Below are 13,116 nucleotides of genomic sequence, written 5' to 3' on the forward strand. Positions count from 1 at the left end.
GTCAGTGCAGCTTCAGCCGCGGTCGCACGATCCGGTTCACGCGGCCGATCAGCATCAGGAAGGTCGCCTTGATCCAGCCGTGGATGCCGATCAGGTGCAGGCGGTAGAGCGAGGTGTAGATGAACCGCGCCAGCCGACCCTCAATGGCCATGCTCCCGCCGATCAGGTTGCCCATAAGGCTCCCAACGGTCGAAAAGCGGCTGAGCGAGACCAGCGATCCCTTGTCGTGATAGGTGAAGTGCGCCAGCGGACGGCCCTTTTGCATCCGCACGATATTGTCGAACACCGTGCCCGCCATCTGGTGCGCAGCCTGCGCGCGTGGCGGGATCGGGCGGTCTTCGCCGGGCGGGGTGTAGCTGGCGCAATCGCCGAGCGCGAAGATGGACGGATCGACCGTGGTCTGGAGCGTATCGGTGACGATGATCTGGTTGCGCGGATTGGTCTCCAGCCCCAGTCCCGATACGAAATCCGGGCCCTTCACCCCGGCGGCCCAGACGATCAGATCGGCCTCGATCACTTCGCCCGTCTTGGTGATCAGCTGACGCGGGCGGGCTTCGACCACCTGCACGCCCGGACGCACCTGCACGCCAAGCTGCCCGAGTTCGTAGGTCGCGGCGGCGGCCAGCTTGTCGGGCAGAGCGGGCAGGATGCGCGGGCCGGCTTCGAGCAGGGTGACATGCATCCGGCTCTCGTCGAAAACCTCCAGCCCGTAGTGCCGCAGTGCGCCAGCCGCGTTGTAGAGCTCGGCTGCCAGTTCCACGCCTGTCGCGCCGCCGCCGACGATGGCGACACGCACCTGTTCGTTGGCGGTGGGGTCGTTCATCATCGCCCGGCTGACGCGCAGGCAGTGGTTGAGAAGGCGGGTGCGGAACCGGTCGGCCTGAACGCGGCTGTCGAGGTAGAGGCAGTGCTCCTTCACCCCCGGCACGCCGAAATCGTTGGAAACCGATCCCATCGCCAGGGCAAGGATATCGTAGCGGATGGTGTGGCCTGCGATCAGCTCGCTGCCGTCCTCGTCTTTGACCGGCGCCAGACGAATGGTCTTGGCTTCGCGATCGATCCCTTCAAGGCTGCCCTGAAAGAAGCGGTATCCCCAGCGGTGGCAATGGCCGCGATAGCCGACTTCATCGAGATTGGCGTCGAGCGATCCCGCCGCCACTTCGTGCAGCAGGGGCTTCCAGATGTGGGAGAGGTTCTTGTCGACGAGGATGATGTCGTGCGCCTTGCGCCCGTATTTCGCGCCGAGCCGCCGCACCAGTTCCAGTCCGCCCGCACCTCCGCCGACGACGACAATCTGGGTCTTGCGGTTCATCCATCACTCCTTCGTGCGGCTGTGCCGCGCAATCCCGTCACGGGTCATAGCCGGACAGCAAAACAAAATCGCGTCAATTCATGCTGCTGGCAGCAAGGCATGAATGTTCTCGAAGGGGAGGCCTTCCTTGCCATAACGAAGCGGGCGGAAAGGTCCAACCTCTCCGCCCGCTGTCAAAGCCGATTTGTGTTGCGGTGCAGCAAAATTGCACCGGATCGCGTTAGCCGCGCTCCTCCAGCCACTTTTCCAGCCACTTGATCGAATAGTCGCCGTTCAGCACATCGTCCTGCCGCAGCAGTTCCTGATGCAGCGGGATGTTGGTCTTCACGCCTTCGACCACCATTTCCTCCAGCGCACGCCGGAGCCGCATGATGCAGCCTTCGCGGGTGCGGCCGTAAACGATCAGCTTGGCGATCATGCTGTCGTAATAGGGCGGGATCTTGTATCCGGCGTAAAGCCCTGAATCGACACGGACATGCATCCCCCCTGCCGCGTGATAATAGGTCACGAGGCCGGGCGAGGGCGCGAAGGTGAAGGGATCTTCGGCATTGATCCGGCACTCGATCGCGTGGCCGTGGAATTCGAGTTCGTCCTGCGTCACCGAAAGCGGGCGGCCTTCGGCAATGCGGATCTGCTCGCGCACCAGATCGACGCCGGTGATCAGCTCGGTCACCGGATGCTCCACCTGCAGGCGGGTGTTCATCTCGATGAAGTAGAACTCGCCGTTTTCCCACAGGAACTCGATCGTGCCCGCGCCGCGATAACCCATGTCGCGCATCGCCTGCGCGCAGACTTCGCCCATCCGCATCCGCTCTTCGGCCGAAATGACGGGGGAGGGGGCTTCTTCCAGCACCTTCTGGTGGCGGCGCTGCAAGGAACAGTCGCGCTCGCCCAGATGGATCGCGTTGCCGTTGCCGTCACCGAACACCTGGAATTCGATGTGGCGCGGGTTGCCGAGATATTTCTCGATATAGACCGTGGCATCGCCGAAAGCGGCCTTCGCTTCGGAGCCGGCCTGCTGCATCAGGGTTTCGAGCTTGTCCTCGCTCTCGCACACCTTCATGCCGCGCCCGCCGCCGCCGCTGGCGGCCTTGATGATCACGGGATAACCGATGTCCTTGGCGATCTTGCGCGCCTCGTCGAAATCGCTGACCGCGCCGTCGGAGCCAGGCACCAGCGGCAGGCCCAAAGCGCCCGCAGTGCGCTTGGCCTCGACCTTGTCACCCATGGTGCGGATATGTTCGGGCTTGGGGCCGATCCAGATGATGTCGTGCGCTTCGACGATATCGGCGAACTTGGCGTTCTCCGACAGGAAGCCGTAGCCCGGGTGGATCGCATCGCACTGCGCGATTTCGGCGGCAGAGATGATGTTGGCGATGTTGAGATAGGATTCGCCAGCCGGCGGCGGGCCGATGCACACGGCATGGTCGGCCAACCGCACATGCATGGCGTCGGCATCGGCGGTGGAGTGCACCGCGACCGTTTCGATCCCCATTTCATGCGCTGCGCGGTGGATGCGCAGCGCGATCTCGCCGCGATTGGCGATCAGGATGCGTTTGATGCCCATGGCTCTTACGCGATCACGACCAGCGGCTGGTCGAATTCGACCGGCTGGGCATTGTCGATCAGGATGGCGGTCACCGTGCCTGATTTGGGCGCGGTGATCGGGTTCATCACCTTCATCGCCTCGACGATCAGCAGGGTGTCGCCTTCCTTGACGGGTTTGCCGACCGCGATGAAGTTCGCCGCACCCGGTTCCGGCGCGAGGTAGCAGGTGCCGACCATCGGCGACTTGACCGCATTGGTCATATCGGGACCGGCGGCAGGTTCGGGTGCCGCCGGTGCAGCGGCAGCAGGTGCCGGTGCGGCAACAGCAGCAGGCGCGGGGGCTGCGGCATAGACCGGCGCAGCAGCGGCCACCGCCCCGCGCGATACGCGGATCTTGCGATCATCGTCCTCGACCTCAATCTCCGTAAGGCCGGTTTCGTTGAGCAGTTCGGCCAGCTCGCGCACCAGCGCGGTGTCGATGTTCATGCCGGACTTGCGCCCGTTCGACTTGCTGCCTTGGCCACCGTCGTTTGCCATGTTTGTCCCTTGTTATTGTGTATCGCCCGTAGAGCGGAGGGGACTATTGCCGCGAATTGCGGCTGGCAAGTGGCAAAGGCTGCAAATTGTGAAAGTCTGGTGACGGATCAGACCTCGCCCGACGCTACGGCTTCGAGTGCGATGCGATAGGAATCCGCGCCGTGACCCTCGACCGTCATGGCTGCGGCCATGCCGACATAGGAGAGGTGGCGGAAGGATTCGCGGGTCTTGGGGGCGGACAGGTGCACTTCGATCACCGGCGTTCTGATCGCCTTGATCGCATCGAGCAGCGCGACGGAGGTGTGGGTGTAGGCCGCCGCATTGAGCAGCACCGCGCGCGCCCCTTCGGCCTGCGCCTCGTGCAGCCAGTCGACCAGCATCCCCTCGTGATTGGTCTGGCGCATCTCGATTTCGAGTCCGAGTTCACGGGCGCGGTCCTCCAGCATCCCGGCGATATCGTCGAGCGTGGTGGTGCCATAGATCTCCGGCTCGCGCGTGCCGAGGAGATTGAGGTTGGGGCCGTTGAGGACGTAGACAAGGTTGGTCATGGCGGTGCGGATAGCGGGAAGGGCGAGGGTGGGGAAGGCCTACCGGTCCACACCCTTGACCTTACCCCACTGGCGCGCCGCCGTGTAGCCGAGGTAGCCAGTGCCGAACAGGGCGTAGAGCGGCTCGGGCAGGCCCGCGAGATAGGCGTTCATGCCCGCCGCGATCTCGCGCGCGGCGACGGGGTTGAAGGCGGAGAGCAACCCCATTGGCAGCGAGGCAAGCAGCAGGACATACATCACGTAGAGAAAGCTGGGGCGCGCGCGGCTGGTCCACGGGTCGCTCGAATTCGCCTCGGCAACGATCGCCCGCAGCTGCGTTTCCAGCATCTGCATTTCCTGCGTGCCCTGAAGCGCGATCAACTCCAGCTTGGCTTTCGCGCGGGCTTCCTTGTCGGGGATGATCTTGTCGATGATCGAGGCGATGGGGCCGATCAGGACGTCGAGAATGGCCATGTGGTGCGCTCCTTGGCTGCGAGTCGCAGGAAAATGACCAATCCGGTTAAAGTAGGAAAATGATTTAACCTAATTTGCGCCTGCTTCGGCCAGCAACCGCTGCGCCAGCAGCAGATGCGGGCGGTCGAGCATCGCGCCGTCCAATGCCACCACGCCTGCACCCGGATGGTCGGCGAAAGCCTGCACCACGGCACGGGCATGGGCGAGTTCCTCGGCGCTTGGCGTGAAGGCTTCGTTGATCGGTTCAACCTGCGCGGGGTGAATCGCCAGCATCCCGCGGAAGCCCTGCGCCCGGACCCGCTGCGCACGCGCGGCCAGCGCTTCGAGGTCGCGGAATTCGGGCTGCACGGTCTCGATCGCCGCCACCCCCGCCGCCGACGCGCCGACAAGGCACAGGCTCCTCGCCATTTCGTAGGTGTGCGAATATTCGCCGTCCGGTCCGCGCTGTTCACGCGCACCCAATGCCGAGGACAGGTCTTCCGCTCCCCAGCTCATCGCCACCAGCCGCGCCTTGCCGGGGAAGTCGCCGACATAATCGCCGGTCTTGAACATCGCCGCCGCCGTTTCAGTGACGAGCGCAGCAATCAACGTGCGGCCCTGCGGAATGCCGTTGGCGGCCTCCAGCGCGGTGAGATAGTGGTGCAGCCGGGTGATATCCGCTGACCCTTCGGCCTTGGGCAGAAACACGCCGCCCGGCCGCGAGGAGATCACTGCGACCAGATCGGCGATGCAATCGGCGGTGGCCACCGGATTGATCCGCACCCACAGCCTTGCGCGATTGTCGCTGGCCGCGATTGCCTCTGCCACCATGGCGCGGGCCGCCGGCTTGTTTTCCGGCGCGACCGAATCTTCCAGATCGAGCAGTGCGATATCGGCAGGCCCGCCGATCGCCTTGCCCATCTTCTTCTCGCTGTCGCCCGGCGCAAACAGCCATGAACGCATGCGGGGAAGGGGGGCGGCGGTGTGGGGCATGACGGTTTCCTCTCAGCCCCCGCTTACGAAGCGGACCCGCCCGCGACAAGCCTCAGAAAGACCCTTCGACATCGAAGCTGAAAACCGTGCCAAAGCGCCGGTCGCGCCGCTCGCTGAATGCGACGAGGCCGGCGGCGCGGTCGGCAAAGACGGTGCGGGCAAACCGGTCGCGCTGGCCCAGCAGGTTGCCCACGCGGGCGCGCAGCGTCATGCCCGCGACATCCTTGTTTTCGACAAAGGCCGTGACAAAGCCGAAGCTCGGCTGGTTGCGGAAGACCTCGTCCAGCCGCACCTCGCGGGCGTTGATCTGCCAGTCGGTGGTTCCGCCGAATGCCCAGTCGGTCGCGGGGACATCATGGCGGAAGCTGACGTTCATTTCCAACAGATCATTGCCCGAAACCTCGCGCAGCGAGCCCAGCAACGGATCGCGCACTTCGCTTTCGGTCCACAAGGCGGTCACGTCCAGCCGTGAACCTTTCCACCCCAGCCGGTCGGACAGCAGCGTGGCATTGCCTTCGAGCCCGTAGAACCGCGCCGAGGGAAGGTTGCCCGGTGCCTGCCCGCCGCCCGCAATCGGGATCTGGTCGACGATATCCTCGATATCCTCGACGAAACCGCGCAGGTTGATGTTGCCGAGCGCGCCCAGCCGCCAGCTTGCCTCCAGCTCGTAAACCCAGCTCTGTTCGGGCACGAGATTGGCGTTGCTGACGTCCTCGCGATCCTGATCGAGATCGACCGAAGCGATGAAATCGAAGAAATCGAGCTGGCCGACCACACGCTCGATCCGGCCTGCAAGGTTGAACGAAGGGGCCGCCTTCCAGTCGAGCGCGGCAAAGCCCTTGGGCCGCCAGAAGGTGCGGGTCAGGCCCGCCGGTCCTGCCTGGCTGAGCCGTGAATACTCGCCCCCTGCCGACAGCTGCAATTGCAAGTTCTTTGCCAGCGCGCGGCTGAAGGTGAGACCGGCATCGATGCGGTCCTCGTCGACGCGGTCGCTCGCACCCGGCAAGGGGGCTGGTCGCAGCACGCCTGCCGCATCGCGCACTTCGAGCGCGGAGTTGATTTCGAGGAAGTTGCGCACGCCTTCCACCGCCGCGACGAGGTTTCCGCCGCCCGCGCCGAAGGTGTATTCGGAACGCAGGATCGTCTCGCCCTCGTCGGCATCCTGCACGAACAGCGAGCCTTGCGGCGCTGCGCCGCTGGTGAATTCCGCCACCACGGCATTGGTGAAGGGGCTGTCTTCATAGCGATGATAGGCGATCAGCTTGAGCTTTCCGGGGCCGAGCGCGAACTGGTAATCGGCGCCAAGTTCGAAATTGAATTCGTCCTCGGTGCGGCGCAGGGTGCGAAGGCGGTCTATCGCCGCACCGGGCGCGGACTGGGCCGAAATCTCGCGCTCGCGGAAGAAAAAGCCCTGTGTCTGGCCCGTCAGGTTCAGCACGTTGCCGTTATCGGCATTGCGGGTGAACGAGCCGGACAGGCTGATCCGGTCGGAATTGAAATTGGCCTGTTCGTCGCGCAGCGCCACCAGCGTGCCCGCGCCGTCGAAGACCTCTTCCAAGCCCTCGTTGCCGCGTCGGTTCGAATCGTTGCGCAGCGCCAGCGTCCATTCGCTTTTGGCCCCGCCGCCTGCCAGCGCGACCTGCCCGTTCAGCAGCCGCGCAGGCGTGCCGAAGCTGCGGAATTCGGGGGAATAACGGAACTGCCCTGTCACCCGCCCGCTCGACCTGGTGACGATATTGAGCACCTGACCGGTCAGCCCGCCGATTTCGAGACTGGCCCCGTCGACCAGTTCAAGCCGCACCACATCCTCGACCGATATGCGCCGCAGCGCTTCGACCGGGCCGTTGGACTTGCCCGAAATGCGCCGCCCGTTGATCAGCACATTGGTATCGGCCTGCCCCAGCCCGCGCGCGCCATCGCCTGCGCGGATGGCAAAGCCCGGCACCTGCCGCGCCATGTCGAGCGCGTTGCGCGGGGCGAAGCGGGCGAAATCCTCCGGTGCGAATGTGCTGCGGGTGGTTGATGCAGCCCCGCCCGCATTGGCATCCGGCGCAGGCTCGGTGGGGATATCCTGCGCGGCAGCCGGCAGGGCCGGCGCGAGGGCGCAGGCCGCTACGGACAGCATGAGAGAGAAGCGTCGGGGGCACAATGTCATCGGCCGCCCAGACCGCAATTGTTTCGCAATGTCGATAGGTTGCCGCCGCCGCGCTCGTCAAAGCGGTGTTGGCATTCGACGAACGTGAAGGCGGGCAGCCGGGCGGGCGGGCATGCCCCGCGTCTTTCCCATGGCCCGCGCGCCAACAGGTTGCTATGCAGGACGCATCTCAACAACGGGGACAGGCGCGGTGGCAATCGGCTTCACGGTAAACGGCAAGGACGTCAGCGTCGAGGCAGAGGGCGATACGCCGCTGCTGTGGGTGCTGCGCGATGACCTGGGGATGACGGGCACCAAGTTTGGCTGCGGCATCGCGGCCTGCGGGGCCTGTTCCGTGCATGTCGATGGCGCGATCACGCGGTCGTGCAGCATTCCGGTGAGCGAGATTGCGGGCAAGGCTGTGACCACCATCGAGGGGCTGAAGGCTGCTGACGGCACCCTCCACAAGGTGCAGCAGGCATGGATCGATGCGCAGGTGCCGCAATGCGGATATTGCCAGTCGGGCCAGATCATGGCCGCCGTGGCGCTGATCGATCAGGTCGGCGCGCCGTCTGACGAACAGATCGACGCCGCGATGACCAATATCTGCCGCTGCGGCACCTATCCGCGCATTCGCAAGGCAATCCTCGCGGCGACCGGCCGGGCCGCGGCGCAGGCACAGGGAGAGGCATGATGGCGGACAATCCTAATCCCGAACTCGATCTGCCCGAAGCCGATGCCCCGGCGGAAAAGCCGAAAAAGAAGGGCGTGAAGCGCCGCATCTTCCTCGCCGGTTCGGCGCTGCTGGTGGGCGGCGGCCTTTTCGGCGTGTGGTGGACCGATGGCAGCTACAAGAAGACCGCCAAGGCCCTGACCGCAGGCGAGGGCGAACACGCCTTCCTGACCTGGATGAAGATCGCCGAGGATGACACGGTGACGGTCTATTCCCCGCACATCGATTTCGGTCAGGGGTCGCACACCGCGCTCGCGCAGATGCTGGCAGACGAACTGGATGCCGATTGGGCGAAGGTGGCAATCGAACAGGCGCCCGCCGACCTTGCGTTTGCCAATGCGGCGCTGGCCAAGGGCTTTCTGCCGGAAATGGCGGGCGAGACAGTGGCCGGCCTGCTACCCGATGCGATCATCGGCATGATGGCCCGCGCCATGCCGCTCCAGATCACTGGCGGTTCTTCGGCAATCCGCTTCACCGGCGAAGTCGGGATGCGCAAGACCGGTGCGGCCGTGCGCGCCGCGCTGATCGCCGAAGCGGCTGACCGGCTGGGCGTGCCGGAGAGCGAACTTGCGACTGCCAACAGCACCGTCACGCACGCCGGATCGGGCAAGTCGCTGCGCTACGGCGAACTGGCAGCCGGTGCGGCAGAGCGTTCGCTCCCCGGCGATCCGGTGCTCAAGACCCGCGACCAGTGGAAGCTGATCGGCCAGCCGGTGCCGCGGCGCGATATTCCGGCCAAGGTCGATGGCAGCGCGGTCTACGGGATCGATTTCACGCTGCCCGATATGCGCGTGGCCACGATTGCGATGGCGCCGGTGCGCGGCGGCACGCTCGAATCGGTCGATGAAGCGCCGGCGCTGGCGGTGAAGGGTGTCGAGAAGGTGGTGAAGCTGCCGGATGCCGTGATCGTCGTCGCCAAGGGATACTGGCAGGCGCAAAAGGGCCTGCAGGCACTCTCGCCGAAGTTCAGCGACGGCGGCAATGCGGCGGTTTCGACCGCGTCGGTCTATGCCGCGCAGGAAAAGCTGCGCAAGGCGGGCGGGGAGCCTGACAACGAAGGCGGCGAGGGCGATGTCGATGCAGCCTTCGGCGCATCGGGCGCGACGCTGGTCGAGGCCGAATACCGCGTGCCGTTCCTCCACCATGCGATGATGGAGCCGTTCGCGCTCACCGGCCATTTCAGGGACGGCAAGTTGCACCTTTGGGGCGGACTGCAAGACCCGCTCAGCACCCGCACCAAGGCGGCCAAGGCGGCGGGGCTTGAACCTGGCGATGTGATCTTCAATCCCATGATCATGGGCGGCGGCTTCGGCCGGCGTTTCCCCGATCTGGTCGAGATCATCGATCAGGTGGCGGTGCTGGCCAAGCAGCTGCCCTATCCGGTCAAGCTGGTGTGGAGCCGCGAGGAAGAGGTGCGCCACGGCACCTACCGTCCGCAATCCTCTGCCGGGCTGAAAGCGGCGCTGAAAGGCGGGCAGATCACCGCGATGCGGATGGATTATGTCCAAAGCGGCAATGCCGAGGGCGAAGTGCCCTTCATCTACGCCATCCCCGCGACCTCGCGCCGCCACTTCGCCTATCAGTCGAACCAGATCGACGGGCCGTGGCGGTCGGTCAACGCGACCCAGATCGGGTTCTACACCGAAAGCTTCATGGACGAACTGGCGGCGGCTGCGGGAGAGGATCCCTACCAGTTCAGGCGCAAGCACCTGCCCGAAGGTTCGCGGCATCGCGCCGCACTCGATATGGTGGCCAAGCGCGCCGGCTGGGGCACACCGCTGCCCGAGGGCGTCGGACGCGGGATCGCGATTGTCGAAAGCTTCGGCACCATCGTTGCCGAGGTGGTCGAGGCCAGCGTCAATGCGGACGGCAGTCCGAAGGTGCTCAAGGCCTTCGCCGTGGTCGATTGCGGCACAACGGTGAACCCGCTTAACGCCGAGGCGCAGATCGCGGGCGGGCTGATCATGGGGCTGTCCTCCGCCATCGGCGAGCAGGTTACGCTCGACAAGGGTGCGGTGGTGGAAAGCAATTTCGCCGATTACCCCGTGCTCAAACTGGCCGAGGCACCGCCGGTGATCGACGTGCACTTTATCGAGAGCGGAGCCAAAACCGGCGGGATCGGCGAACCCGGCCTGCCGCCTGCATCCCCTGCACTGGCCAATGCGCTGGCGGCGGCATCGGGCAAGCGCATCCGCACCTTGCCATTGCTGACGCAGGCAAAGGCGTAAGTTGCACGGCTGGACGGCGCTGATCCTTGCCGGTGGGGCAGGGCGGCGCTTTGACAGTGGCTTCGGCGGGGGCGGGGACGGGACGAAGCTGCTCGCACCGCTGGCGGGTGCTCCGCTGATCCGCCGCGTTGCCGAACGGATCGCGGCCGCAGGCTTTGCCGAGGCGCTGGTGGTGACCGGCGCGAGCCACACCGGGGTGGTGGCCGCGCTGGAAGGTCTCCCGTGCCGCATTCTCCATGCTGCCGACTGGGCAGAGGGGATGGCTGCAACCCTGCGCTGCGGCATTGCCGCGATTGCGCCAGAATCGCCCGGCGTCTGCGTGTTCCTTGGCGATATGCCGCTGGTGCCGCTCCCGTTGACGGGAAAGCTGATCGAAGCTGCGGCAAGGGCCGGCTACGCTGCCCGTCCGCTTGTTGCAGGCAAGCCCGGCCACCCCGTCGCCTTCACCCGCACCGCCTTTGCCGATCTGCGCGGGCTCACCGGCGATCAGGGTGCCACCGCATTGCTGAAGCAGCGTGCCGGGGCGCTCGCCTATGTCGATACCGACGATGCCGGTGCATTGCTTGACATTGATACCGCCGCCGATCTTGCCGCAGCCGAGCACGCGTGGAACGCCTGCGCCACCTCCGCCACCAGCGAAAGCGCGACCGCACGCGGGGCCTTGCCGAAGCCGTAGAGCCCGATGGGTGCACGCAGGCGGGCAATGTCTGCCTCGCTCACCCCGTGCCCGCGCAACCGTGCGAGGCGGCCCTCCAGCCGCGCCCGCGCGCCGATGGCCCCGACATAGAAGGCCTCGCTGCCAAGCGCTGCTGCCAGCCCGCGCTCGTCATCCTCGCGGTCGTGCGAGAGCACGGCGATCGCGGTCCAGCGGTCGGGGCCGATGGTCGCCAGCGCGTCTGCCGGATCGCTGCGGTAACAGGAAAGGCCGGGCAGGGGCGGAGCGACCGGCCCGCCGGGAGTAACCAGCGCCACCTCCCAGCCCATTTCCAGCGCCAGTGCCGCAGCGGTCAAAGCCGCGCCATCCTCGCCGATCAGGACAAGCCGCAAGGGCGGCAGGAAGGTTCGGGCGTACCGGCTGCCATCCCAGCCAAACGCCGCCGAATCGCCTGCGGGCAGAGCATTCCGCTGTGTTCCATCGCTCGACCACAGCAACGGGCGGCGCGTGGTGAAGCTGTCGCACAGAGCGGCCAGCGCCGGATCGCGGGGCAACACGGGTTCGACCAGCACTGTAATCCCCGAGCCGCAGGCCAGTCTGATGTCGATCCACGGACTGCCATCGCCATAGCGCAGCAGGCGCGGCGCCGCTTCGTCCATCGCCTCGCGGGCGTGCCGGGCAACATCAGCCTCGATGCAACCGCCCGAGAGAAATCCCCAGAATGCGTCATCCGTGACCAGCATCTGCGCCCCTGGATCGCGCGGCGCAGAGCCATCGACCTCGACCAATGTGGCAATCGCCAGCCGTGCGGCGCGCTCACGCACAGCCAGCAGCGGCGCGCGGATATCGTCGATCGCAGCGGCAAGTCGCGAGGGGTTCATGGGTGCAATCAGGCTTTCGGCGAGAGGTGAGGGTTCAACCTATCCTCCGCCACCTGCCGGGGCAATTGCGCACGACGGACACTTGGCAAGTTGCTCGAAGCCAAGGGCTCCGGCCGAAGCCGGATCGCCTGCATGCGGGAAATGGGAGGTGGTGCCGCTTACGTGACTCGAACACGTGACCCCATCATTACGAATGATGTGCTCTACCGACTGAGCTAAAGCGGCGCGCCCTGTGGTTGGTTGCCTTGGGCAGGCGGGCGCTTTAGCCATAGGGCGGGCGCTAGGCAACGGTATTTGTGCAGCCCGGTTGTGGCACCGGTTCTGGTGCCGCCAAAAGCGCGCAGGATCATTGCCTGCGATCCGCCGTTCAGGGGTGTTGTTCGGATTTGAGGGGGAAACCACTGGTCGGGACGAGAGGATTCGAACCTCCGACCCCCACACCCCCAGTGTGATGCGCTACCAGGCTGCGCTACGTCCCGTTCCAGTGGAGCGGCGCCTATAGGGCGCGGTTTCGGGGCTGGCAAGCGTCCTTGTTGGCAATCGCGCTGTGGCGCGATTCAGGCCGCCCGCCCTGCATCCCTGCCCGGCCACCATAGCCTGATGGTATCGTTGGTGGCCGGGTGGAGAGGCGGGGCGGGCATAGAGGAGGGATGTCTGCGCCACCAAAGGTGGTCGATAGATTGCGACATCCTTGCATTGCTGCTAGGCGCGCCCACTTGAACGCAGGGGCGCTGGCCCTTCGCATCAATCACGGGATCCTGACGGGCTTTAACCTATGACATTCGACCTTCTCGCCGCCGCCGGAGCGGGTGCAGCTGCTGCACCGCCGGCATGGATCAGCTTCCTGCCGATTGTCGGCATGATCGCGATCTTCTGGTTCCTGATCATCCGCCCGCAGATGAAGCGGCAGAAGGAACACCAGCAGAAAGTCGCCGCGATGAAGAAGGGCGATCAGGTGGTCACCGCCGGCGGTCTGGTCGGCAAGGTGGTGAAGGTTGACGACGTCTATGTCGAACTCGACCTTGGCCCCAATGTCCGCGTGAAGGCGATCAAGGCCACCATCGGCGACATCATCCCGCCGGGCGGCACGCCTGCCAACGATTGATCCGGCGGGC

11 protein-coding genes, 2 tRNA genes and 1 pseudogene are annotated in these 13,116 nt (G+C 65.6%); 4 read left to right on the forward strand and 10 right to left on the reverse strand.

Annotation, left to right across the window (positions count from 1 at the left end; all coding sequences use genetic code 11):
• Window position 1: 1 nt before the first annotated feature.
• The 7 genes from ACU0AG_RS12705 to ACU0AG_RS12735 all read right to left on the reverse strand — a co-directional run bounded on the left by ACU0AG_RS12705 (window position 2) and on the right by ACU0AG_RS12735 (window position 7,495).
• Window positions 2-1,312 (reverse strand): NAD(P)/FAD-dependent oxidoreductase, encoded by a 1,311-nt coding sequence (locus ACU0AG_RS12705; protein ID WP_482782652.1) that lies wholly within the window; start codon window positions 1,310-1,312, stop codon window positions 2-4.
• Window positions 1,313-1,532: 220 nt separating this feature from the next.
• Window positions 1,533-2,879, reverse strand: a complete 1,347-nt coding sequence (gene accC, locus ACU0AG_RS12710; protein WP_482782653.1) for an acetyl-CoA carboxylase biotin carboxylase subunit — start codon at window positions 2,877-2,879, stop codon at window positions 1,533-1,535.
• 5 nt (window positions 2,880-2,884) lie between these two features.
• The gene (accB, locus tag ACU0AG_RS12715; RefSeq protein WP_482782654.1) at window positions 2,885-3,397 is read right to left on the reverse strand and encodes an acetyl-CoA carboxylase biotin carboxyl carrier protein; all 513 of its coding nucleotides are present in this window, start codon (window positions 3,395-3,397) and stop codon (window positions 2,885-2,887) included.
• Between the two features lie 107 nt (window positions 3,398-3,504).
• Window positions 3,505-3,945: a type II 3-dehydroquinate dehydratase gene (locus ACU0AG_RS12720; RefSeq protein ID WP_482782655.1), complete on the reverse strand. Its 441-nt coding sequence runs from the start codon at window positions 3,943-3,945 to the stop codon at window positions 3,505-3,507.
• A 39-nt stretch (window positions 3,946-3,984) separates the two neighbouring features.
• Window positions 3,985-4,398 carry a holin family protein gene (locus ACU0AG_RS12725; RefSeq protein ID WP_482782656.1) on the reverse strand — a complete coding sequence of 138 codons (414 nt, stop codon included), beginning with the start codon at window positions 4,396-4,398 and terminating at the stop codon, window positions 3,985-3,987.
• 69 nt (window positions 4,399-4,467) lie between these two features.
• Window positions 4,468-5,370, reverse strand: a complete 903-nt coding sequence (locus tag ACU0AG_RS12730; RefSeq protein WP_482782657.1) for an HpcH/HpaI aldolase/citrate lyase family protein — start codon at window positions 5,368-5,370, stop codon at window positions 4,468-4,470.
• A 52-nt stretch (window positions 5,371-5,422) separates the two neighbouring features.
• Window positions 5,423-7,495 (reverse strand): TonB-dependent receptor plug domain-containing protein, encoded by a 2,073-nt coding sequence (locus ACU0AG_RS12735; RefSeq protein WP_482782658.1) that lies wholly within the window; start codon window positions 7,493-7,495, stop codon window positions 5,423-5,425.
• 220 nt (window positions 7,496-7,715) lie between these two features.
• On the opposite strand from ACU0AG_RS12735, the gene ACU0AG_RS12740 reads away from it, so the two are divergent.
• The 3 genes and pseudogenes from ACU0AG_RS12740 to ACU0AG_RS12750 form a co-directional block, all read left to right on the forward strand.
• Complete coding sequence (locus ACU0AG_RS12740; RefSeq protein WP_482782659.1) at window positions 7,716-8,198, forward strand: (2Fe-2S)-binding protein; 483 nt, start codon at window positions 7,716-7,718, stop codon at window positions 8,196-8,198.
• A complete protein-coding gene (locus tag ACU0AG_RS12745; protein WP_482782660.1) occupies window positions 8,198-10,465 on the forward strand; it encodes a xanthine dehydrogenase family protein molybdopterin-binding subunit in 2,268 nt (755 codons plus the stop codon). The genes ACU0AG_RS12740 and ACU0AG_RS12745 overlap by 1 nt, the downstream gene beginning before the upstream one ends.
• Before the next feature lies 1 nt (window position 10,466).
• A pseudogene (locus tag ACU0AG_RS12750) lies at window positions 10,467-10,970 on the forward strand (nucleotidyltransferase family protein); the annotation flags it as partial.
• Window positions 10,971-10,996: 26 nt separating this feature from the next.
• On the opposite strand, the gene ACU0AG_RS12755 reads toward ACU0AG_RS12750, so the two are convergent.
• The 3 genes from ACU0AG_RS12755 to ACU0AG_RS12765 all read right to left on the reverse strand — a co-directional run bounded on the left by ACU0AG_RS12755 (window position 10,997) and on the right by ACU0AG_RS12765 (window position 12,480).
• Window positions 10,997-12,001 (reverse strand): XdhC family protein, encoded by a 1,005-nt coding sequence (locus ACU0AG_RS12755; protein WP_482782661.1) that lies wholly within the window; start codon window positions 11,999-12,001, stop codon window positions 10,997-10,999.
• A 149-nt stretch (window positions 12,002-12,150) separates the two neighbouring features.
• Window positions 12,151-12,226 (reverse strand) — tRNA-Thr (locus ACU0AG_RS12760).
• 177 nt (window positions 12,227-12,403) lie between these two features.
• Window positions 12,404-12,480, reverse strand: a tRNA-Pro gene (locus ACU0AG_RS12765).
• Window positions 12,481-12,776: 296 nt separating this feature from the next.
• Between ACU0AG_RS12765 and yajC the strand changes: the two genes are divergently transcribed.
• Window positions 12,777-13,106 carry a preprotein translocase subunit YajC gene (gene yajC, locus ACU0AG_RS12770; RefSeq protein ID WP_482782662.1) on the forward strand — a complete coding sequence of 110 codons (330 nt, stop codon included), beginning with the start codon at window positions 12,777-12,779 and terminating at the stop codon, window positions 13,104-13,106.
• Window positions 13,107-13,116: the final 10 nt, after the last annotated feature.

Source organism: Erythrobacter sp. RANMB8, from assembly GCF_056848235.1.

Excerpts from the sequence above, each read along its gene's own strand:
- ACU0AG_RS12705 (WP_482782652.1), bottom strand. The coding sequence starts at position 1,312 with ATGAACCGCAAGACCCAGATTGTCGTCGTCGGCGGAGGTGCGGGCGGA.
- accC (WP_482782653.1), bottom strand. The coding sequence starts at position 2,879 with ATGGGCATCAAACGCATCCTGATCGCCAATCGCGGCGAGATCGCGCTG.
- accB (WP_482782654.1), bottom strand. The coding sequence starts at position 3,397 with ATGGCAAACGACGGTGGCCAAGGCAGCAAGTCGAACGGGCGCAAGTCC.
- ACU0AG_RS12720 (WP_482782655.1), bottom strand. The coding sequence starts at position 3,945 with ATGACCAACCTTGTCTACGTCCTCAACGGCCCCAACCTCAATCTCCTC.
- ACU0AG_RS12725 (WP_482782656.1), bottom strand. The coding sequence starts at position 4,398 with ATGGCCATTCTCGACGTCCTGATCGGCCCCATCGCCTCGATCATCGAC.
- ACU0AG_RS12730 (WP_482782657.1), bottom strand. The coding sequence starts at position 5,370 with ATGCCCCACACCGCCGCCCCCCTTCCCCGCATGCGTTCATGGCTGTTT.
- ACU0AG_RS12735 (WP_482782658.1), bottom strand. The coding sequence starts at position 7,495 with ATGCTGTCCGTAGCGGCCTGCGCCCTCGCGCCGGCCCTGCCGGCTGCC.
- ACU0AG_RS12745 (WP_482782660.1), top strand. The coding sequence starts at position 8,198 with ATGGCGGACAATCCTAATCCCGAACTCGATCTGCCCGAAGCCGATGCC.
- ACU0AG_RS12755 (WP_482782661.1), bottom strand. The coding sequence starts at position 12,001 with ATGAACCCCTCGCGACTTGCCGCTGCGATCGACGATATCCGCGCGCCG.
- yajC (WP_482782662.1), top strand. The coding sequence starts at position 12,777 with ATGACATTCGACCTTCTCGCCGCCGCCGGAGCGGGTGCAGCTGCTGCA.